Source organism: Desulfobulbus propionicus DSM 2032, from assembly GCF_000186885.1.
Taxonomy (GTDB): Bacteria; Desulfobacterota; Desulfobulbia; order Desulfobulbales; family Desulfobulbaceae; genus Desulfobulbus; species Desulfobulbus propionicus.
The window spans coordinates 50,117-70,220 of record NC_014972.1; the positions used below are offsets into that span (position 1 = coordinate 50,117).

A 20,104-nucleotide genomic window follows, 5' to 3' on the forward strand; every position below is an offset into this window, starting at 1 on the left:
GAAGGGCTACAGCCGCCTGTTTCCATGCACCTCGGCCGACGAACCGCGAAACATTGCTCGATTTTTGTCAAGGACCGAAGGCTCTGTTGACAAATTTGAATGGTTTTAAAACCCTGTCCCGGTTTCGGCAGGCTCGACTTGACCGTTGATCCTGGGGAAAAAAGGAGGAAACCGCCGCTGGCACGGCTGAAATTGTTTCGGGAACGATTTTTGCTTGGACAATCTCGGCGAAAGGCCATGGACGTACAGCGCGACACAGCAGGAGCACCATGAAAGGAATTGACCCCATGCGCCGGGCCGTCGAGGAAACAACCAGCACAGCGTTCCTTGAGGTGCAGGCGCTCTACCATATCGTCAACCTGATCGGTTCGGCCGTTCACCTGGACACGGCTCTGGCCTCCATGCTCAAGGTGCTGCACGATACCCTGCGCATGGAGCGCGCCACGTTGGCGCTGCTGGACGAAACCGGCAGCCAGCTGACCATCCGCGCTTCCTACGGACTGAGTGTCGAGGAAGAGCAACGCGGTGTCTATGGCCTGAACGAGGGGATCTACGGCCAGGTGTTCAGCACCGGTTCCCCCTTTGTCGTGCCCGATGTCCACAGCGAACCCCTGTTTCTCAACCGCACCGGTGCCCGCACCCGAATCTCCAAGGCTACCCTTTCCTTCATCGGCGTGCCGGTCATCCTTGCCGGGGTAACCGTGGGCGTGCTCAGCGTCGACCGGCTGTTCGGACAAGACATCTCCTTTGAGGAGGACGTGCGTTTTCTCACCGTGCTCGCCACCCTGATCGCCCAGTTTCTCAGCCTCAACCGCGCCATCCGCCAGGACCGGGAACAGTTGGTCCTGGAAAATCTCAGTCTCAAGGAGAAGCTGCACGGCCGCTACCATCGCCATCAGATCATCGGCCAGTCCAAGGCCATGCAGGAGGTGTATTGGTCGATCGAGCGGGTGGCACCGTCCTTGGCCACTGTTCTGCTGCTCGGCGAGTCGGGCACCGGCAAGGAGTTGGTGGCCCGGGCGGTCCATGATGCCAGCCCGCGCAAGAACGAGGCGTTCATCAAGGTCAACTGCGCCGCCTTGCCGGAAAATCTGCTGGAGAGCGAATTGTTTGGCCACGAGAAAGGGGCCTTCACCGGCGCGGCGGTGACCCGGATTGGCCGATTTGAGCAGGCTGATCGCGGCACCATTTTTCTCGACGAGATCGGCGAGCTGCCGCTGCTGCTCCAGGCCAAACTGCTGCGGGTGCTGCAGGAGCAGCAGTTCGAACGGCTGGGCTCCTCGCGGACACAGACGGTGGATGTGCGGATCATCGCCGCCACCAATGTCAGTCTGGAGCGGGCGGTCGCCCTGGGCGCCTTTCGTAACGATCTGTACTATCGGCTCAATGTGGTGCCGATCCATCTGCCGCCTTTGCGCGGGCGGCGGGAGGACATTCCGCTGCTGCTCGATCATTTTCTCCGCTCGAGCAATAAGCGCAACGAAAAGAATCTGCGCATGTCGCGAGAGTTTCTTGATTTTCTGACTGACTACGATTGGCCGGGCAATGTCCGTGAGCTGCAGAATCTGGTGGAGCGGCTGGTGATTCTGGCCACCAACGAGGTGTTGCGGGTGGAGGACCTGCCCGAATATCTGGTGCGGCCCGAATCCGGACGAATACCGCCGGCCATGGAAACCGTGGTGCCGCTCGCGGTCCCGAGTCCGCCGCCGGCCAGCCGCAAATCACTCCGGGATCTGGAACGGGAACAGGTGGAGTCGGCCCTGATCCGTAACGGTTGGGTGCAGTCGCGGGCCGCAAGGGAACTGGGCCTTACCCAGCGGCAGATGGGCTACCGGATGAAGAAGTTCGACCTCCAGCGGCCCGATTACTGAGCGGTTTGCCCTCGGGTCAGCTCCTCGCGGATGGCCCGGCCCAGCTTGGCGATCATGTAGGGCTTTTTGATGTACTGGCCAACCCCCAACTGGAGGGCCTGGGCGATTCGTTCGGTCTCGGAAAAGCCGCTGGTGATGATTGCCCGCTGACCGGGCGCATGCACCAGGATGCTTTGATAGGTGTCCAGCCCGTCCATGCCCTCGCCGAGGATCATGTCGAGCAGCACCAGGTCAAACCGCTGCCGCGCCACCAGGCGCACCGCTTCCTCGCCGCTGGCGACGGTGGTCACCTGGTAGCCCAGTTCGCGGAGAATGGAGGAGGCGATCTCCCGCTGCTCGACGATGTCGTCGACCACCAGGATGTGCTCGCCCTGGCCGCGGCACGCATCCAGGACGGTGGTCCGAACCTGCCGCTGAAAGGACTGGTGAGAGGTGACCGGAAAGAAGAGGGTGAAGGTGGAACCGACCCCCACCTGGCTTTCGCAGTTGATATAGCCCTGGTGATCCTTGACCGTGCCCCAGACCACGGCCATGCCCAGGCCGGTGCCGCTTTTGCCCATTTTTTTGCTGGTATAGAACGGTTCGAAGATCTTGTCGAGGTCCTCGGGCCTGATGCCGCTGCCCTGATCGCTCACCTCGAGCACCACATATTCGCCCTGCCCGATTTTCTCGTACAGGCGCAGCGAATTGTCCACATAGCGGTTTTCCGTGCGCAGGCGGATCTCGCCGCCGCCTTCCATGGCCTCGGCCGCATTGGTCACCAGGTTCATGATCGTTTTTTCCAGGTGCACCGGCGAGCCAAGCACCGGGAAGAGGTCAGGCGCGCAGTCGGTGATGACCCTGATTCGGGGATGGCGCTGCTGCAGCAGGCTGAATTCGGGGCTGGCCAGATAGTCGCCGATCAGGGCGTTGAGCAAGACCGGTTCCTTGACCGTGACTCCCCGCCGCGCCAGGGTGAGCAAGTCCTGGACAATGGCCGCCGCCTTTTCCCCGGATTCCTTGATGGTGCGCAGGGGCGCGTACAGCGGGCTGGTTTGAGGCAGCTTCATCAGCAGCAGATCCGGGTAGCTGACGATGCCGGAGAGGATGTTGTTGAGGTCGTGGGCCACGCCGCCGGCCAGGGTGCCAATCATTTCCAGCTTCTCGGCCCGGACCAGCCGCTCCTCGACCTGCTGCCGCTCCCTGATTTCCTTTTCCAGCGCCGCGCCGCGCTGTTCGATGATTTTCTCCAGATTCTCCTGGTGGTGGGCGAGGGTCGCCTCGGTCTGCTTGCGCACCCGGATCTCCTCGTTGAGCTCGGTCATGCTGTGGTTTAACTGCGCGATCATGGTGTTGAACGAGCCGGTCAGTTCGGTGAGTTCATCGGGCCGCGAACAGGGGGATGCAACGATGCGCTGGGAGAAATCGCCGCTCTGGACGTTGACGATCACCCTGAGCATCTCCTGGAGGCGCGCAATGATGATTTTGCGGAAAAGAGCAATGACCAGCAGGGAGATGACCAACAGGGCCACCGCAGCCCCAACCGTGCTCACCTGGGCGATGCGGCGCAGGGGCAGGAGGGTGTTGTCCACGGATTGGGCGATGGCGAAGGCCCAGTCGGTTTGCTGCAGGCGTTGAAAAACGGTAAGTATTTCATCGTCATGGGTATCGACGTTGAACATTCCGCTTGGTTCGGCGAAAATCCGCTGGAAAAAATCGGCGGGGACAGATTCAGCCAGGGTCTGTTCGTTGTCTCGCGAGCTGCCGAGCACTTGCTGGCGGTAATCGACCACAAAGGCGTAGCCATGCTGTTTGACCTTGAAGTCCTCGAGAAACAGGGCCTTGAACACCGCAAAATCGATCACGCCGCCAAGCACGCCGATGACATGGCCGTCGACGGCAATCGGCGCGGCGCAGGTGAAGGTTTTTTGGGCGGACAATCGACTGACCAGCACCTCGGAAATGGACGCCTTCCCTTCCAGGGCCCGCTGGAAATAGGCCCGGTCGGCGAGGCGCACCGGCATGGGCGGCTGGCCGGGCGGCGCCGACACCGCGACGATTTCGCCCTGTCGATCGGCGAGAAAAAGGCTTTCGTACTGGGGGTAGCCGGCCTTGAGGGTGGTAAGCAGCGACTCGGCGCCCTCGCGAGCGCTTCGGCCGTAATAGCCGCCTTCGGTCAGGGCCTCGGCCAGCACCTCCTGCCGCGACCAGGCCACGATGTCGGTGACCCGCGCCTGCAGCCAGCTGTCGATCAGCTTGACGGACAGATGCACTTCCCGGTCCAGCCGCTTGGTCAGTTCCTGGCGGATGATCAACCGGGCGTTGAGATACTGGACAACCAGCACCGCAGCCAAGCCAAGGGCAATGATCCCCAGGATAGGGACAAGGATTTTTTTGCTCAGCCCGGTCCGCATGGCCGCCTACCTGATCACCACTTCGGCCCGTTTGATGATGTGGTAGGGGATCTGGATGCCGAGCTGTTCCGCTGTCCGCAGATTGAGTTGAATGCGGCCATGGTCGGTGGGCTTGACGACAAAGTCGCCGGGCCGTTTGCCTGCCAGGAGCTCACGGGCGATCAATCCGGCGGCTCGTCCCTGTTCCTTCATCGACACGCTCACCGCGCACAGGACCCCGGATTCGGCGGCACTGTCGTAGAAGCCCACCGTGGGCAGACGGTAGTGTTCATTGAGCAGACGGACCAGTTCCTCTTCGGGCACCTTGGTCGGATCGGTGGCGCTGCGGGCGATGGTGCGGATCACATAAAGGCCGACCGCGTCGATCTGCTGATGATAGCGGTCGAGCACCGCTTTCCAGGCGGCAAGGGTCAGCGGCTGGTCGTAGGCAACCACGGTCACCGGCAGGTGCAGGGTTTTGCAGTAGGCGATCAGCGGATCGGTGGTTTCCGACTTGTCGGCCAGGATAAGCAGCCGTTTGACCTCCGGCCGAATTTTGCGCAGCAGTTCGATGCTCTCCATCACGTTGGGCCGTTCGAGCACACCGGTGACGTTGGCCGCCGGAAAGCCATACTCGGCCGGGTCGTTGTTGACGCCGCTGAACACGAACCAGGGAGGGCCCGGCTGGCCGGCATAATCCTTGGTGAAATACTGCTGGGCGTTGTCGTCCATGGCGATCACCACCTGCGGCCGGTATTCGGCCAGGATCTCTTTCGCCCGCTGCCCGGCTTGCCGCTTCCATACCTCGGAGGTATTGCGCTTGGTGTCCATGTGGAAATACCGCAGCTCGCGGTCGATTCCGGCCAGAGCCTCCTCGATGCCCTCGGTCATGTCGACCACATGCTCCTGTTGTCCCTCGTGGTAACTGTGCACCACCAGCACGCGGGGAGGAGTGTCCGCCTGGGCGGCGGCCCGGGGCGAGAAGAAGCTGACGGCCATAAGGACGACAAGCAAGAGGAGGGCGCTTCGTTGCTGGCTTGACAGAGGGTGCATACCATTACAGTCCGGAAGTGGTTGTGGGGCAATGGATGGCGCAGGATGCCTTTGTGGTTGATGTTCGCATAGAAAGCTCATCATTGCAATCCCTTCGGGGAAAAATGGCGAAATTTGCGGTTGATCGCGGAGTGGTGCTCCCTCCGTGCGGGGCGCCAGGGCCCACAGCGGTGGATTTTCTCCTGACGCAGGGTGAAAAAGCCTTTCTTTGTCCCGCATTTTTTCCTATTCTGCCCGCATAGTAACCATTCCTGTTTTTCTGGAGTCGCCCCGTCCATCCCTCAGCCGTGGAGTGTTTCCCTTGAAACCGACCGATATCGAGGATCCGGAATATTTTCACCAAGTGATTGATTGCCAGTTTGCCTGTCCGGCCCATACCCCGGTGCCGCAATACATCCGTCTGATCAGCGAGCACCGCTACACCGAGGCCTACATGCTCAACTGGCTGTCCAATGTCTTTCCCGGCGTGCTGGGCCGGGTCTGTGACCGTCCCTGCGAGCCGGCCTGCCGCCGCGGCCGGGTGGAACAGGAGCCGGTGGCCATCTGCCGGCTCAAGCGGCTGTGTGCCGACCAACGCGATGCGGCGATCACCGCCCGATTCCCTGCTGTCCCACAGGAGAAAAACGGCAAGAAAGTCGCCTTGATCGGCGGTGGGCCCGCCTCGCTGACCGTGGCCCGCGATCTGCTGCCGCTCGGCTACGAGGTGGACCTCTATGACGATCAGGCCCAGGGCGGGGGCTTCATGCGCAGTCAGTTGCCCTCCTTCCGTCTGCCGGAATCGGTGCTGGCCACCGAGGTCGATTACATCCTCGACATGGGGGTGACCACCCATTTCAATCACCGGGTGACGAGCATGCAGGCCATGCTTGCCAAGGGCTACGATGCCCTGTTTGTCGGCACCGGCGCGCCGCGCGGCCGCGATCTGCCCGATCTGCCCGGCCGCACGGAAGGGGACCCCTGGATTCATGTCGGCATCGACTGGTTGGCCGGGGTGGTGTTCCGCCATGTGCAATCCATCGGCCGCCGGGTGTTGGTGATCGGCGGCGGCAACACGGCCATGGACTGCTGCCGCACCGCCCGCCGCCTGGGTGGCGAGCAGGTCAGCGTGGTGGTGCGGGGTTCCAGGAGCGCGATGAAGGCCTCGCCCTGGGAGATCGAGGAGGCCCTGCACGAGGACATCCCCATCCTCGAACATCTGGCACCGCTGGCATTCGTGGTCGACGACGGCCAGTTGACCGGCATGCAGTTCACGCGAACCGGCCAGGAGAGTGGCGAACCGGTGTTTCTGCCCTGCGACGAAGTGCTGCTGGCCGTGGGCCAGCTCAACGCCTTCCCGTGGATCGAACCCGAAACCGGTATCCGCTTCACCGACCAGGGGTTGCCGGTGCTCGACCCGCTCACCCTGCAGTCCTCCCTGCCCCAGGTCTTTTTCGGCGGCGATGCCGCCTTCGGCCCGCGCAACATCATCACCGCCGTGGCCCACGGCCACGAGGCGGCGATCTCCATTGACCTGTTCTGCCAGGGAAAACCCCTGGATCAGCGGCCGGCGCCGCAGGTCAATCTCGCCGGCCAGAAGATGGGCGTGCATGACTGGCTCTATGACAACCAGGTGGCTGAGACCCGGCGTCAGGCGGTGCCCATGCTCGCCAAGGCCAAGACACTCAAGGACCGGTTGCTGGAGGTCGAACTCGGCTTTGACCGGGAGGTGGGCCAGGCCGAGGCCTTGCGCTGCCTCAACTGCGACGTGCAAACGGTCTTTCGTGCCGATCTGTGCATCGAGTGCGACGGCTGCGTCGACGCCTGCCCGGAGAGCTGCATCAATTTCGTCGACAACGGCGAGGAGGCGGATCTGCGCACCCGGCTCAAGGCCCCGGCGAACAACCTGGCCCAGCGTTTGTACGTTGCCGGGCCGGTGTCCACCGGGCGGGTGATGGTCAAGGACGAGAACGTCTGCCTGCACTGCGGTCTCTGCGCCGAGCGCTGTCCGACCTCGGCCTGGGAGATGCAGAAATTTTTCTACCAATCAGCACGGGCGGGACAACCATGAAGCAGCTGCAGGCGGTCAACGATTTTGTCATCCGGTTCGCCAACGTCAACGGCTCCGGCTCGGCCAGCGCCAACAATCTGTTCGCCAAGGCAGTGTTCCGCATGGGCGTGCCGGTCAGCCCGAAGAACATCTTCCCCTCGAATATCCAGGGATTGCCCACCTGGTACGAGGTGCGGGTCAACGAACAGGGCCGGGTGGGGCGACGCGGCGACATCGACATGGTGGTGGCGGTCAACGGCCAGACCCTGCGCCAGGATTACGACAGCCTGGTGCCCGGCGGCTATTTCCTTTATGATTCCTCCAAGGCGCTGCCCGAGGACTTCCAGCGCGACGACATCACCATCATCGGCATCCCCTTGACCCTGCTGTGCAACGAGGCGTTTGACAATCCGAAGATGCGGCCGCTGTTGAAAAACATCATCTATGTCGGCGCCCTGGCCTCGCTGCTCGATATGGAACTGCAGGTGCTGATCGATTCGCTTATCAAGCAGTTCCGCAAGAATCCCAAACTGGCCGAGCCCAATATCCAGGCCCTGCGGTTGGGTCACGACTATGCCGGCGAGCACTTTGCCGGGGTGTGCCAGCTGTCGGTGCGGCGCAGCGACCGGGTGGGTGATTCGATCATCATGGACGGCAACAGCGCCGTGGCCTTGGGCGCGATCTACGCCGGCGCCACCGTGGTCGGCTGGTACCCGATCACCCCCTCGACCTCGATCATCGAGGCCTTTGGCCGCTACGCGGAACAGTTCAGGATCGAGCAGGACACCGGCCGGATCAAGGCGGCCATCGTCCAGGCCGAGGACGAACTGGCGGCCATCGGCATCGTTATCGGCGCCTCGTGGAATGGGGCCCGCGCCTTCACCGCCACTTCGGGGCCGGGCATCTCGCTGATGAGCGAATTCCTCGGCTTGGCCTATTTCGGCGAAATTCCGGTGGTGTTGATCGATGTGCAGCGCACCGGACCTTCCACCGGCATGCCCACCCGCACCCAGCAGTCGGATGTGCTGGCCTGCGCCTATGCCTCGCACGGCGACACCAGGCACCCGCTGCTTTTTCCCTGCGATCCGCGCGAATGTTTCGACATGACCGCCGATGCCTTTGACCTGGCCGAACGGCTGCAGACCCCGGTGCTGGTGATGAGCGATCTTGATCTGGGCATGAATGATCACTTCGGTCCGCCGCTGGCCTGGGATCCGGCCCGTCGCTACGATCGGGGCAAGGTGCTCGACGCCGCCCAGCTGGAGGCCCTGACCACGCGTTGGGGCCGCTACAAAGATGTGGACGGCGACGGCATCTGCTCCCGCACCTATCCAGGCACCCATCCCGACAAGGGCGTCTACTTCACCCGCGGCACCTCCCGCGACGAGTATTCGGCCTATACCGAGGACAGCGGCGCCTATGTGCGCAACATGGAACGCTTGCTGCTCAAGTGGGAAACCGCCAAACGGCTGCTGCCCCTGGCCCGGATCAAGATCGCCAGCCCACAGGCCCGCTTGGGGGCCGTGTTTTACGGCAGCACCACCCCCTCGGCCTACGAGGCGATCGACCTTTTGCACCAACGCGGCATTGTCCTCAACACCATGCGGCTGCGGGCCTTTCCCTTTCAGCAGGAGGTGATCGATTTCATTCACAACCATGAGCTGGTGTTTGTCATCGAACAGAACCGGGATGGTCAGATGCGCACCCTGCTGATCAACGAGGGCAACCTGCCTCCGCACAAACTGATCCCCATCGCCAGCTACGACGGCCTGCCCGTGGCCAGTCGTTTTCTTGTTCGCGCCCTGGAAGAGGCCCTGGCGGAACGCGGCATCAGTCTCCAGCAACTCGCCAGCGGTCAAGGAGGTGGCCAATGACCTTTCAACGTCCCAGCTTTCGGCATCCCGAATTGCCGGCCAACGCCGCCGGGTATCATCGCCGCGACTACGAGGGCGGCATCTCGACCCTGTGCGCCGGCTGCGGCCATGACTCGATCTGCAACGCGATCATCCAGGCCTGCTTCGAGCTGGCCCTGCCGCCGCACCGGATCGTCAAGATGTCGGGTATCGGCTGTTCGTCCAAGACCCCGGCCTATTTCCTCGGCCGATCGCACGGCTTCAATTCGGTGCATGGCCGCATGCCTTCCATCGCCACCGGCGCCAACATGGCCAACCGCGAGCTTATCTACCTGGGCGTGTCCGGCGATGGCGACACCGCCTCTATCGGCATGGGCCAGTTCGTCCATGCGGTCCGCCGCAACCTCAACATGCTCTACATCGTGATGAACAACGGCTGCTACGGTCTGACCAAGGGCCAGTATTCGGCCACGGCGGATAAGGGATCCAAAGGCAAGAAGGGCGGGGTCAACGCGCTCGAATCCATCGATCTGTGCGAGCTGGCGATTCAACTGGGCGCGGGCTTCGTGGCCCGCAGTTTCGCCGGCGACAAGCAGCAACTGGTGCCCTTGATCAAGGCCGGGCTGTCGCACAACGGGCTCTCCTTCATCGATGTGATCTCTCCCTGCGTCACCTTCAACAACAATCCCGAATCGACCAAGAGCTACCACTGGGTGCGCGAGCACAGCGAGGCCACCAACACCTTTGACTTCGTGCCGTTCCGCCAAACCATCACCGCCGACTATGCGGATGATTCGGTTCAGGAGGTGGTGTTGCACGACGAGTCGGTGATTCATCTGCACAAGCACCACGACGCACCGGACATCACCGACCGCCGTCAGGCCATCGACAATCTGGAGGATCACAAGGTGCAGGGCGTGATCCTCACCGGCGTGCTCTACGTCAATCCGGACTCCATGGATACCCACGAGATTCTCAACACCAGTGCTCGGCCGCTCAACAGCCTGATCGAGGCGGACCTGTGTCCGGGAGGCGCGGCGCTGGAGGCCATCAATGCCGCTCATCGATAACCGCCCGATGCCATGAACGATTACCTCTCCCTGACCGTGGGTATTGCCTGCGCCGGCGTCGGCGGCGAACTGTTCGTCCGCGGCGCGGTCGGTCTCGCCCATTGGGCACGGATTCCACCGGGAATCATCGGCGCCGTGGTGGCCGCGTTCGCCACCTCAAGCCCGGAGCTGTCCGTATCGATCAGTTCCGCCCTGGCGGGCAATCCGCAGATAGCCTTGGGCGACGCCCTGGGGAGCAATATCGTCAATATCGCCCTGCTGGTGCCCCTGCTGACCGGGCTGCTGTTTTTTGACGGACAGCTCTCGCGCCTGGACGGCCTGCTGATGCTTGTCCTGTTTTTCTCCTGGCTGGCCCTGGCGATGATCGAGGCAAAGAAACAGCGCAGCGCCACCGACGAAATACTGGGGGAGCACCGGAAAGGGCTGGTTGTTGGGTCATCCGTGGCCGGTCTCGTCCTGCTTGTTCTCGCCGGGGATTTGATTGTCACCGGTGCCAAAGGGATCGCGCTTTCGTTTGGCATGGATTATTTTCTGGTCGGGGTGACCATCGTGGCCATCGGCACCTCCGCGCCGGAGCTGGCCACGGCGGTGATCGCCAAGTTGCGCGGCCACGATGAAGTCGGCCTGGGCACCATCCTGGGCAGCAACATCTTCAACGGCCTGTTGATCGTCCCGGTGGCGGCCGTCATCGAGCCCATTGCCGTGGTTGCACGGCACGAGGTGGCGCTGTCGCTGGCGGCCGGTTTCATGGCGGTGCTGCTTCCCTATCCGACACGCACCGGCTATATTCAACGGTCGCGCGGAGTGCTGCTCCTGCTGTTTTATGGGGGATACGTGTACACCCTTCTCGCGTTGCGGGGCACCTGAATCGATCACCGTGTTCGTGTATCCCGAGCAGCGATGCCCCGCGCTGTTCGTCGTTAATCTTTTACTTTCAGCTTGCCATGATCACCTTGCCGAGAACCCATCGATTGCCTGCCGAGGCCCCGTCACGTTGTCCTGTTCGCCTGCGCCCCCTGCTTCTCGGGTCCGCGGTGCTGCTCGCCGCCGGTTTGACCGCGTGCAGCTCGCCGCCGATGCGCGTCGAGCAGACTGCCGGCCGTCCTGTTCAGTCGTCCAAGACATTTCGCGCCTGCGTCGGCTCCTACCATGCCACGCAACTGACCGGCGATTATGCCCAGTACGCCCGGCTGGAGCAGTTCATCAACCAGATGGTGGACACGCACGGCTTTGAACGCGAATACCTGCTGGGCCTGTTTTCCCAGGCCAAGCGGAAAAACTGGACCCTCAACTATCTCGCCAAGTCGGACCAGGGATTGAAAGGCAGGCCCGCCGCGGGCGGGTGGAGCCGCTACCGGGCCAAGTTCCTCGACGAGCGCCACATTGGCGCCGGGGTTGACTTCGCCCGCCGCCACCGCGCCGCCCTGCAACGCGCTACCCGGCAGTATGGCGTACCGCAGGAGTACATTCTCGGCATCCTGGCGGTGGAAACCACGTTCGGCGGTTTTGTCGGCAACCACCGGGTGCTCGACGCCCTGACCACCCTGGGTTTCGATTACGCCCGGCGCGGCGACTATTTTCGCGGCGAACTGGAAAGCTATCTGCTGATGGCCCGGGAGGAAGGCATCGACCCGGCCCGGCCGGTGGGGTCGTTTGCCGGGGCCATGGGATTGGGGCAGTTCATGCCCAGCAGTTTCCGCAAGTGGGCGGTCGATTTCAACGGCGATGGCCGGCGGGATCTGTGGAATGCGGAAGACGCCATCGGCAGCGTGGCCAACTACTTTGCCCAGCACGGCTGGCAAGCAGGACAACCAGTGGCCACGCCCCTGCGAACCAATGGATCGATCAGTCTGGAACCAGGTTTGGACAACAGCTATTCGCTCTCCTCGCTGCAGCAGGCTGGCTTGCAGCCGGTCGGCGCCGGCAGTTGCGAGGGAGAGTTGCGTTTGTTGCTGCTCCGCCACCAGGGCCATGATCAGTACCTGATTGGCCATCCCAACTTTTACACCATCACCCGCTACAACCACAGCACCTACTATGCCATGGCGGTCCACGAGCTGGCGCAGGAGATCAGTCGTCGGCTGTAGCGACGGGCTGGCGGTACCCGGCGCGGTCAACCCACGGCGTATCGATCGACTCGATACGCCGTGTTTGTTTGCTCACAGGAGGTGCGGCGCCAGAACCCGCAGGTACTCGGACACGGCCCGTTCAACGGTAAATCTGCTGGCGCGGATGGTCACGTCCGGATGCTGCTGGCTATCGAGAACAGTGATCATGGCACGGGCCAGACGCTCGTGATCGCCCACCGGCATCAGATGGCCCCAGCGCCCTTTTTCCAGAATCTCCGCAGGACCGCTTGGACAATCGGTGCTGACGATCGGAGCTCCGCAGGCCATTGCTTCGATGAGCACGTTCGGCAATCCTTCCCAGGCGGAAGAAAGCACGAACAGGGAACAGGCGCGCATCCACGGAAAGGGATTGTCGACGAATCCAGGGAGGAGGACGTCGTCAGTCAACCCCAGTTGGGCAATGCGTTGTTCGAGCGCGCCGCGCAGCTCGCCCTCGCCAAGGATGACGAGGCGTGCCGACCGTTGCTGGCGGAGACTGGCAAAGGCTTGGATCAGAGTGGGATAATCCTTGGCGGCGGCCAATCGGCCAATGGCCAGCACCACCGGAGGTTGATCGTGCGCCAGCCAGGGATGGGAAAGCGGTTTGTGACTGAGGGCCAGCAACTTGTCGCTGACCACCGGATTGTAGATGACGTGGATACGTTCGCGCGGCAGCTTGATGGCATGCGCCAGATCATTCGCCACGCCCTCTGATACCGCGATAACCCTGTCGGCAGAGCGGTAGTGCAGCCGCATCAGGATCGGCAGTACTTTGGTTCGGCCGAGTCGAGTGTTTGCCTGGGCAACGGAGAGGGTGTTGCGTACCGACACCGCGACCCGAGTGGAAACCCGGGCCATGGTCCGGGCCCAGAGGGCAACGATATTGGCATGGTCGAGCGCGGACAGCAGGGCGTATGGCCGCTCCTGGCGGAGATAGCCAGCCAGCGGCCGTAAACTGGCAACAACCCGGGAGGCCTGGAGGTCGACCACCCGCACCGCTGGATCGATCATGCCGATATAAGCGCCTTCAGCCTTGGCCAAAACCAGATCAACCGCAAGCCCGCGGGCCGCGATGCCGTTGGCCAGAATGCTCATGGCCCGCTCGGCGCCGCCGCCGCGCAGCGAAGGCAGGAACAGGGCGATACGTTGATCCATCGGCTTCAAGGTGACACCCAGTGGGAAAGATCCCGCTTGAGAACTTCGCTCAGCAACAGAATATCTTCCCGGAAATACTCTTTGAGGGTGTGGCGCATCTCATCGCTCAGGGGGGCTCTTGACCGGTACTTCACATTCCGCCGACTCAAGGAACTCAATATTCCCCAGGTGCGACCCGTGCCAAAGATTCGCCTGGTGTGGCCAAGTAACTGGATGATGCGATGCAGGAGCATCGATTGTCGCTCTTTGGCTGGATTTTTTGCCGGAAAATCTGAACGTCCGTCATCTTCTACCTGTAAAAACTGGAGAACGCGCTGGTACGAACTCTGGGGGTCAGCTTTGACATCATCAAGCAAAACCGGCAATACGCGGTCGTCAGCTATCTGTGTGTAGAGGCGGGCCATCTGCGCGCCGAGTTTGCAGACATCGCCGTATGCGAGTAGCCGCGGTTCCCGGCACCAGAGCGAGACGTGCTCGCCTCGCGACCTGGCCTCACTCAGCAACCAAGCATGTTCAAAATCGCGAATATGTTCATTCCCATTAAAAATCTGCTGTTCATGAAAAGAATACGCCATTTCGACAGGGTTGCGTAAGCAAACGATATATCGAGAATTTGGCGAATAATGCTCTATGTTCCGTACAGCGTCCCTTGAGTAGAGATACCCTGTCGAAGCCTCTCCTACGGCCACATGGGCTGAGGTTGCCTGGTGAAACAACCGCTCATAACTCTTTCTTTCTTTGATAATAATGTGATTCTGGTCCGTGTTGAAATGATGCGGCTCTTTTCGGGGCGACATGTATATCTGAGGATGTTCAGACAGCCATGCGACCAGTGACGTGGTGCCGCATTTCGGGGCCCCCACAATAAAGAAATTAGGTTTTTTCATATTGATTCAGTCACGCCTGGTTCGTTGCTGGCTGTTTATTGCCGAACAATATCCAATGGTTTGCAAACGTCATATTTCTCGGTACGCCTCTGCGGTGGAACAGGGGGCGTCTGGAATGATAGTATTTTTTATTTTGTGAACAATCATTTCTGCATATTTATCTTTGTCATAATGATGGTCATTTGGATTTGGATTCAGCAAGCTGTCGTGCACGAGCCCTTTTTCATTGAGTGATTCCTTGTCAAAGGATAGATATACTATATCGGTTTTGTTGCAAAAATCTTCCATTATGTTGTTGAATTGAACAGTTATTTTCGTTCTTTGCCACTGGGTTGCCTTGACGTCTTTTCGTGCATTGGCTATTTCTCCCCAGTCTTGTTCGTCTTTTGGGTTTCTTGAAAATTAAATGCAGTAGCCTGCGACAAGTTTAACTATCAAATTGTTGATTTTGTGTAAATATGTTACATTCTTCATCGTTTTAAGGCCGCATCCGCCAACCATCACCCGATGGAGATCAGCCATGATCCAGCCCGGCTTTTTTGATTTGCAGGACCGATTGCACAAAATCGACAAGAACGGCGACCCACTTGCCAAGATCAACGAGACGGTCAACTGGGAGATGTTTCGTCCTGCGCTCGAAAAGGCCAGGGACAAGGGCCGGCAGTCTACGGTCGGGCCGAAGGGGTACGACGTCATCCTGCTGTTTAAGATTCTCATCCTGCAGTCGTTGTACAATCTGTCGGATGACGCGACCGAGTTTCAGATTCTCGACCGGCACTCCTTTGGGCGCTTTCTTGGTCTGCACATCAGCCAGAAGGTTCCCGATGCCACCACCATCTGGCGTTTTCGGGAAGACCTCGTCAAGGCCGGCATTGTAGAGGAACTGTTTGCGACCTTCGATGCGCATCTCCGGGACAACGGCTTCATGGCGATGAAAGGGCAGATCGTGGATGCCAGCATTGTCAGCGTGCCCAAACAGCGGAACAGCCGGGAGGAAAATGCCCGGATCAAAGAGGGCGACATCCCGGAGAACTGGTCCGAGAACAAGCGGCGTAGAAAAGACGCGGACGCGCGCTGGACCAAGAAGAACGGCAAGTCTTATTACGGCTACAAGAACCACATCTCGGTGGATGTGAAGCACAAGTTGATTCGCAGCTATGCCGTGACCGATGCGGCCCTGCACGACAGCAACGTGTTCGAGCAACTCCTTGCCGACAATACGAGCAAGGACGTCTGGGCGGATTCGGCCTATCGATCCGCGGATCGATTGGAGCGCCTCGGCCAGGATGGTTTTCGTGAACACATCCAACGCAAGGGGAGCCGCAATCGTCCCTTGACGCCCAGAGAACAGGAGGGCAACCGAACCAGATCCAAGGTCCGTTCGCGAATCGAGCATGTCTTTGGTGTACAGGCGCAGCGAGCGGGGAATGTACTGTTGCGCACGATCGGCATAGCCCGAGCCCGAGCAAAGATCGGCTTGCGCAACTTGGTGTATAACATTGACCGAATGGGGATGCTTCTGGCTGCAAGCAGGTGAAGTGTGCCCGGAGTGCGGCAAACTGGCAAAAGACCGCCATCGAGCACAGAGCGAGGCACCGCCAAGGTGCAAAACCGATCGGATTAAAAGCCAGAAGAGCATGGTCTTTGTGAATAAAATTGTCGGTGAATGGTGCCGGGGCTTGCTAAGCTAAATTTCAAGATTCCCTTTTATTGTTGGCAGGGGGGTGCTTATGCATATAACTCTGTGAGTTGATGATAGTTGCTGTAAAAAATCTTTGTAATTTTGTACAGCCATATCTAGCATATCCGATACATTTGTTTTGTATTTTTCTGATTTGTGCCAAATAACAAATCCGGTGTCCACTTCTCCAAGTAATACTATTATTGTCCTTGCCTTGGATTTTTTTATTTCTTTTCTGAAAGTTGCCAAGGCTTGTGTTTTTGAATTTGGATTTTCAAGACCTGATATGGTTGCGCCTCCAACTGCTATGACGTTAAAAAAGTGGTTTTTGAATTGCTCCTCAATATGTTTATTTTTGAATACATTTGCATGGGAATCACCCAGGACAAGAATTTCCTCGTGTTCGTGTATTAACGATCTGTATTTTTGAAAAATTTTTCTGACCTTATTTTTTACAAACAGCTCAATGTTGAGAGTGATCATGTGGAAATGTTATAGATTGTTGAACCGAGCGCCCTACTCTCAAAGGCGAATGAAAGTAGGGTCACCTGAAGAGCACGGCACGCGTCCGGCGTGGAAGTGATTTCGTTGAGGCCACGTCTCTGCGTGTCCCCCGGGGGGGGGTTGCACAACAAGACAAAACAGCAACCCAACCGAGCGATTACTCTTTCAGCTCGATCCGCAGATGTCCCTCGCGGACCTCGATGGCCGCGACGCCGTCGGCAAAGCCTTTCCAGAATCCCGGTTCCGCGCCGAACACCTCGATCAGATCGATATTTTTCAGGCCGCCCAGCCAGGCATTGGGCAGGGGCACGCCCATCACCGAGATGCCGCGTAGAATAACCACCGGGCGATCGTTGCGAAAGGCCAGTTCCGCCCCGCCCCGGACCTTGAGCACCTTGCCGCCCATGATCGGGAAATCGGGGTCCACCGGGATGAGCAATTTGACACTGACCAGATTGTCCGAGAAATCAACCGCCATGCGCGTGGCCAGCTCGGAGTTGTGGGCGATCATCGCGTTCACCTCCCGTTCACTGAGGCGAATCTCGCGGGAGGCCCCCTCCTCGCTGTACGGCTCGGGCGTCAAATCCTCCTCGCTCACCACCGGCCCTTGTGGTCCGGACGATGTGCGGCCCGTTTCACCGCCAAATCGGTCGAGTCGCTCCAGTTTGCGTTCCAGCCGTTGTTCTTCCGCCTGGCTCAGAACCACCGGCTTGAAGGGACGGGGGAACAGCCAGTGCGTGATGATGAGCACGGTGGCCACCATGGTGAAAAGCATGGCGACGATCACAATGGTGACCACTTTTGCCGTGGACGGCCCGGTCTTTTGTTGCGGTGTTTCCATGGGGCACTCTCTTTGCATTGGACACATGTTCCCCTTCTATACGCGACCTGCCCTCCGCTGTCAAACAGAGGACGGCGGAGAAGCCGCCCAGAAGGGGCAACGTACAAAAAAACAGCGTGATAGCTGCTGATCTTCATTATTGGCTTGCGCCCTCCTGAAATCTCCTGTATGTGCATCGGACCCTTGCCGACACGGACCCTTTACCCATGGATTGCCGATGGCCCTCAACGGATATCTCCTGTTCATTGTGAGCATTCTCGTGCTCGGCTACCTGCTCGAGCTGACGGTGGCCCTGCTCAACCTCCGCTCGCTCAGCCCCCGGCTGCCGGCCGAGTTTGCCGGAGTCTACGACGCCGTGCAGTATGCCCGCTCCCAGGAATACACCCGGGCGACCACCCGTTTTTCTCTGGTGCGGGCAACGGTCAGTCTGATCCTGACCCTCCTGTTCATCCTGGCGGGCGGGTTCAATGGTGTCGATCTCCTGGCCCGCGGCTTCGGTTTGCCGTCAATTCCCACCGGTCTGCTGTTTACCGGCCTGCTCGCTCTGCTCTCAGCCGTCCTCAGCCTGCCCTTTTCCGTGTATTCGACCTTTGTCATCGAACAACGGTTCGGCTTCAACACCACCACGCCGGCGACCTTTGTGCTTGACCTGTTCAAGGGGCTGGGGTTGGCGGTGGCGCTCGGCGGGCCGCTGCTGGCGGTCATTTTTTGGTTGTTCGAGGCCAGCGGTCCCCGAGCCTGGCTCTATTGCTGGGCCGCCTCGGTGGCCTTTGTCCTGGTGGTCCAAGTTCTCGCGCCCGTGGTAATCTTGCCGCTGTTCAACAAATTTGCCCCATTGGCCGAGGGTGAGCTGAAAGAGGCCATCACTCGCTATGCGGCTTCGCAGCGGTTCGCTCTCCAGGGCATCCACACCATGGACGGTTCCAAGCGATCCACCCGGGCCAATGCCTTTTTCACCGGCTTTGGCCGTTTCCGCCGCATCGTCTTCTTCGATACCCTGATGGACAAGCTTTCGACAGCCGAAATCGTGGCCGTGCTCGCCCACGAGATGGGCCACTACAAACTCAAGCACATCCCGGTGATGCTGGCGCTCTCCATTCTGCAGATGGGCTTGCTGTTTTTTATTTTGTCCCTGTTTCTCAATAATCAGGGGTTGTTTGCCGCCTTTGGCATGGAGCATGTCTCGGTGTATGCCTCGCTGGTTTTCTTCGGCTTTCTGTATGCGCCGATCTCCACCCTGATGGCCATCGGTTTCAATATCGTTTCCCGGCAGAACGAATACCAGGCCGACCGCTTTGCCGCCCGGACCCTGGACCATGGCGCGGAATCATTGATCAGCGGCTTGAAAAAACTCAGTGTCAGCAACCTCTCCAACCTCACGCCGCATCCGCTGCACGTCATGCTCAACTCCAGTCATCCACCGGTCCTGGCCCGGATAGAGGCCCTGCGGCGGCTGCAAACAGGTCAAGTCGATGGCTGATTCCACGGGGCAGCTGGACTGCCGCCTGCATGCCGCCTGGCTCAGCCAGCTGGCGCGCGAACATCGCGACATCTGCTTTCAGCACGCGGTCCCTCTCCAGGCGCCGGTGCTGATCATCAGCCGCAACCGCACCCAGCTGGGCAGCTGGTCGGCCATGGACCGGACCATCGCTCTCAGCCATTTCCTGATCAGCGGCCACCCCTGGAGTGTCACCCTGCAGGTGCTCAAGCACGAGATGGCCCATCAGATGGTCAGCGAAATCCACGGCCGGGACGATGCCGGCCACGGACCGTTGTTCCGCGAGTGTTGCAGCCGTCTTGGCCTGGATGCCCCCTTTCACCGGGCCCGCGCCGATCTGGCGGAAGGGCTGGTAGCTGCGGACCCGGGTTCGGCCACCACCGAGCAAGGCCGGCAGATCATCGACAAGGTGCGCAAACTCTTGGCCCTGGGCGGATCGGACAACGAACACGAGGCGGCGCTGGCCATCCGGCGGGCCGGGGAGCTGCTGGCCCGCTACCGGCTCGATTTCGACTCCCTGGCCGAGGACCAGGGGCTGGTGCACCGCACCCTCAACACCTTCAGCCGCATCCTGCCGGCGTATCGCAAATCGATCTGCTCCCTGCTGGAATCGTGCTTCGCGGTGCGGGTGATCTGCGCCTCGCTTTACGACCCACGGGCCGATGTGTGCCACAAAACCATCGAGCTGCTCGGCCGCGAGGAGGAAGTGGCCATTGCCGAGTACTGCTACCATTTCCTTGAGAACCGGTTGCAGACCCTGTGGGAAAGACATCGGTGCCGATTTGACGGCAACGGTCGGGTCGCCAAGAAAAGTTATTATCTAGGGCTGCTGGCCGGTTTTCGGCAAACCTTGGAACGGTCGCGGCGCGCGTCCGAACCGGGAGGGAAAGCGTCGGCCGGAGAAACGGCTCTGCCGGCGCTCAGGGACCAGCAGCGGCTGGAGGCGTTCGTCGCCTTCCGCTTTCCCCGTCTGCGGCGGATGCGCGGCCGGTCCACCGCCATGAACGGGGCGGCGTACCGTCAGGCGGTTGCGGAGGGCCGCGAGATCATTCTGCGCCGTCCGGTGGACCAGGACGCTCCCCCGCGCCTCCTGCCGTGGGGGTCGTTTGTTCGGGTTGTGATGGAAGGTGCTGGCGCCCTTGACGCGGGGCGACGGCGTTGAGTATAGATGAGCAGTTTGTGGTT

At 60.4% G+C, this 20,104-nt stretch carries 15 protein-coding genes; 9 read left to right on the top strand and 6 right to left on the bottom strand.

The genetic code is table 11. The features are described from left to right. The first annotated feature begins 269 nt into the window (after nt 1–269). Nucleotides 270–1,871 carry a nif-specific transcriptional activator NifA gene (gene nifA / locus DESPR_RS00260; RefSeq protein WP_015722793.1) on the top strand — a complete coding sequence of 534 codons (1,602 nt, stop codon included), beginning with the start codon at nt 270–272 and terminating at the stop codon, nt 1,869–1,871. Here nifA and DESPR_RS00265 read toward each other — a convergent pair. After that, nucleotides 1,865–4,264 (bottom strand): ATP-binding protein, encoded by a 2,400-nt coding sequence (locus DESPR_RS00265; protein ID WP_015722794.1) that lies wholly within the window; start codon nt 4,262–4,264, stop codon nt 1,865–1,867. The genes nifA and DESPR_RS00265 overlap by 7 nt on opposite strands. A gap of 6 nt (nt 4,265–4,270) precedes the next feature. Further along, nucleotides 4,271–5,257, bottom strand: a complete 987-nt coding sequence (locus DESPR_RS00270; RefSeq protein ID WP_169701480.1) for an ABC transporter substrate-binding protein — start codon at nt 5,255–5,257, stop codon at nt 4,271–4,273. 340 nt (nt 5,258–5,597) lie between these two features. Between DESPR_RS00270 and DESPR_RS00275 the strand changes: the two genes are divergently transcribed. The 5 genes from DESPR_RS00275 to mltB all read left to right on the top strand — a co-directional run bounded on the left by DESPR_RS00275 (nt 5,598) and on the right by mltB (nt 12,332). Then, nucleotides 5,598–7,343 carry an FAD-dependent oxidoreductase gene (locus tag DESPR_RS00275; protein ID WP_015722796.1) on the top strand — a complete coding sequence of 582 codons (1,746 nt, stop codon included), beginning with the start codon at nt 5,598–5,600 and terminating at the stop codon, nt 7,341–7,343. Then, entirely contained in the window at nt 7,340–9,196 is a 1,857-nt protein-coding gene (locus tag DESPR_RS00280) for a 2-oxoacid:acceptor oxidoreductase subunit alpha (RefSeq protein ID WP_015722797.1), read from the top strand. Before DESPR_RS00275 ends, DESPR_RS00280 begins: the two co-directional genes overlap by 4 nt. Beyond that, nucleotides 9,193–10,245, top strand: coding sequence for a 2-oxoacid:ferredoxin oxidoreductase subunit beta (locus DESPR_RS00285; RefSeq protein ID WP_015722798.1), 1,053 nt, complete (start codon nt 9,193–9,195; stop codon nt 10,243–10,245). The genes DESPR_RS00280 and DESPR_RS00285 overlap by 4 nt, the downstream gene beginning before the upstream one ends. A gap of 12 nt (nt 10,246–10,257) precedes the next feature. Then, nucleotides 10,258–11,112 carry a sodium:calcium antiporter gene (locus DESPR_RS00290; protein WP_015722799.1) on the top strand — a complete coding sequence of 285 codons (855 nt, stop codon included), beginning with the start codon at nt 10,258–10,260 and terminating at the stop codon, nt 11,110–11,112. A gap of 77 nt (nt 11,113–11,189) precedes the next feature. Then, nucleotides 11,190–12,332, top strand: a complete 1,143-nt coding sequence (mltB, locus tag DESPR_RS00295) for a lytic murein transglycosylase B (protein WP_015722800.1) — start codon at nt 11,190–11,192, stop codon at nt 12,330–12,332. A 72-nt stretch (nt 12,333–12,404) separates the two neighbouring features. On the opposite strand, the gene DESPR_RS00300 is transcribed toward mltB, so the two are convergent. Together DESPR_RS00300 and DESPR_RS00305 are read right to left on the bottom strand one after the other, a co-directional pair. Further along, on the bottom strand, nt 12,405–13,508 hold the full coding sequence (locus DESPR_RS00300; RefSeq protein ID WP_015722801.1) for a glycosyltransferase: 1,104 nt from the start codon (nt 13,506–13,508) through the stop codon (nt 12,405–12,407). 5 nt (nt 13,509–13,513) lie between these two features. Next, nucleotides 13,514–14,395 carry a sulfotransferase family protein gene (locus DESPR_RS00305; RefSeq protein ID WP_015722802.1) on the bottom strand — a complete coding sequence of 294 codons (882 nt, stop codon included), beginning with the start codon at nt 14,393–14,395 and terminating at the stop codon, nt 13,514–13,516. A gap of 520 nt (nt 14,396–14,915) precedes the next feature. On the opposite strand from DESPR_RS00305, the gene DESPR_RS00310 reads away from it, so the two are divergent. Further along, nucleotides 14,916–15,932, top strand: coding sequence for an IS5 family transposase (locus tag DESPR_RS00310; RefSeq protein ID WP_015722803.1), 1,017 nt, complete (start codon nt 14,916–14,918; stop codon nt 15,930–15,932). A gap of 150 nt (nt 15,933–16,082) precedes the next feature. Here the strand turns inward: DESPR_RS00310 and DESPR_RS18120 are convergent, their stop codons facing one another. Then, nucleotides 16,083–16,559, bottom strand: a complete 477-nt coding sequence (locus DESPR_RS18120) for an SGNH/GDSL hydrolase family protein (RefSeq protein WP_015722804.1) — start codon at nt 16,557–16,559, stop codon at nt 16,083–16,085. A 178-nt stretch (nt 16,560–16,737) separates the two neighbouring features. Then, nucleotides 16,738–17,421, bottom strand: coding sequence for a hypothetical protein (locus DESPR_RS00315; RefSeq protein ID WP_015722805.1), 684 nt, complete (start codon nt 17,419–17,421; stop codon nt 16,738–16,740). A 217-nt stretch (nt 17,422–17,638) separates the two neighbouring features. On the opposite strand from DESPR_RS00315, the gene DESPR_RS00320 reads away from it, so the two are divergent. Both DESPR_RS00320 and DESPR_RS00325 read left to right on the top strand, forming a co-directional pair. After that, nucleotides 17,639–18,901 (top strand): M48 family metallopeptidase, encoded by a 1,263-nt coding sequence (locus DESPR_RS00320; protein ID WP_015722806.1) that lies wholly within the window; start codon nt 17,639–17,641, stop codon nt 18,899–18,901. After that, nucleotides 18,894–20,081, top strand: a complete 1,188-nt coding sequence (locus tag DESPR_RS00325; protein ID WP_015722807.1) for a DUF2786 domain-containing protein — start codon at nt 18,894–18,896, stop codon at nt 20,079–20,081. The genes DESPR_RS00320 and DESPR_RS00325 overlap by 8 nt, the downstream gene beginning before the upstream one ends. Nucleotides 20,082–20,104: the final 23 nt, after the last annotated feature.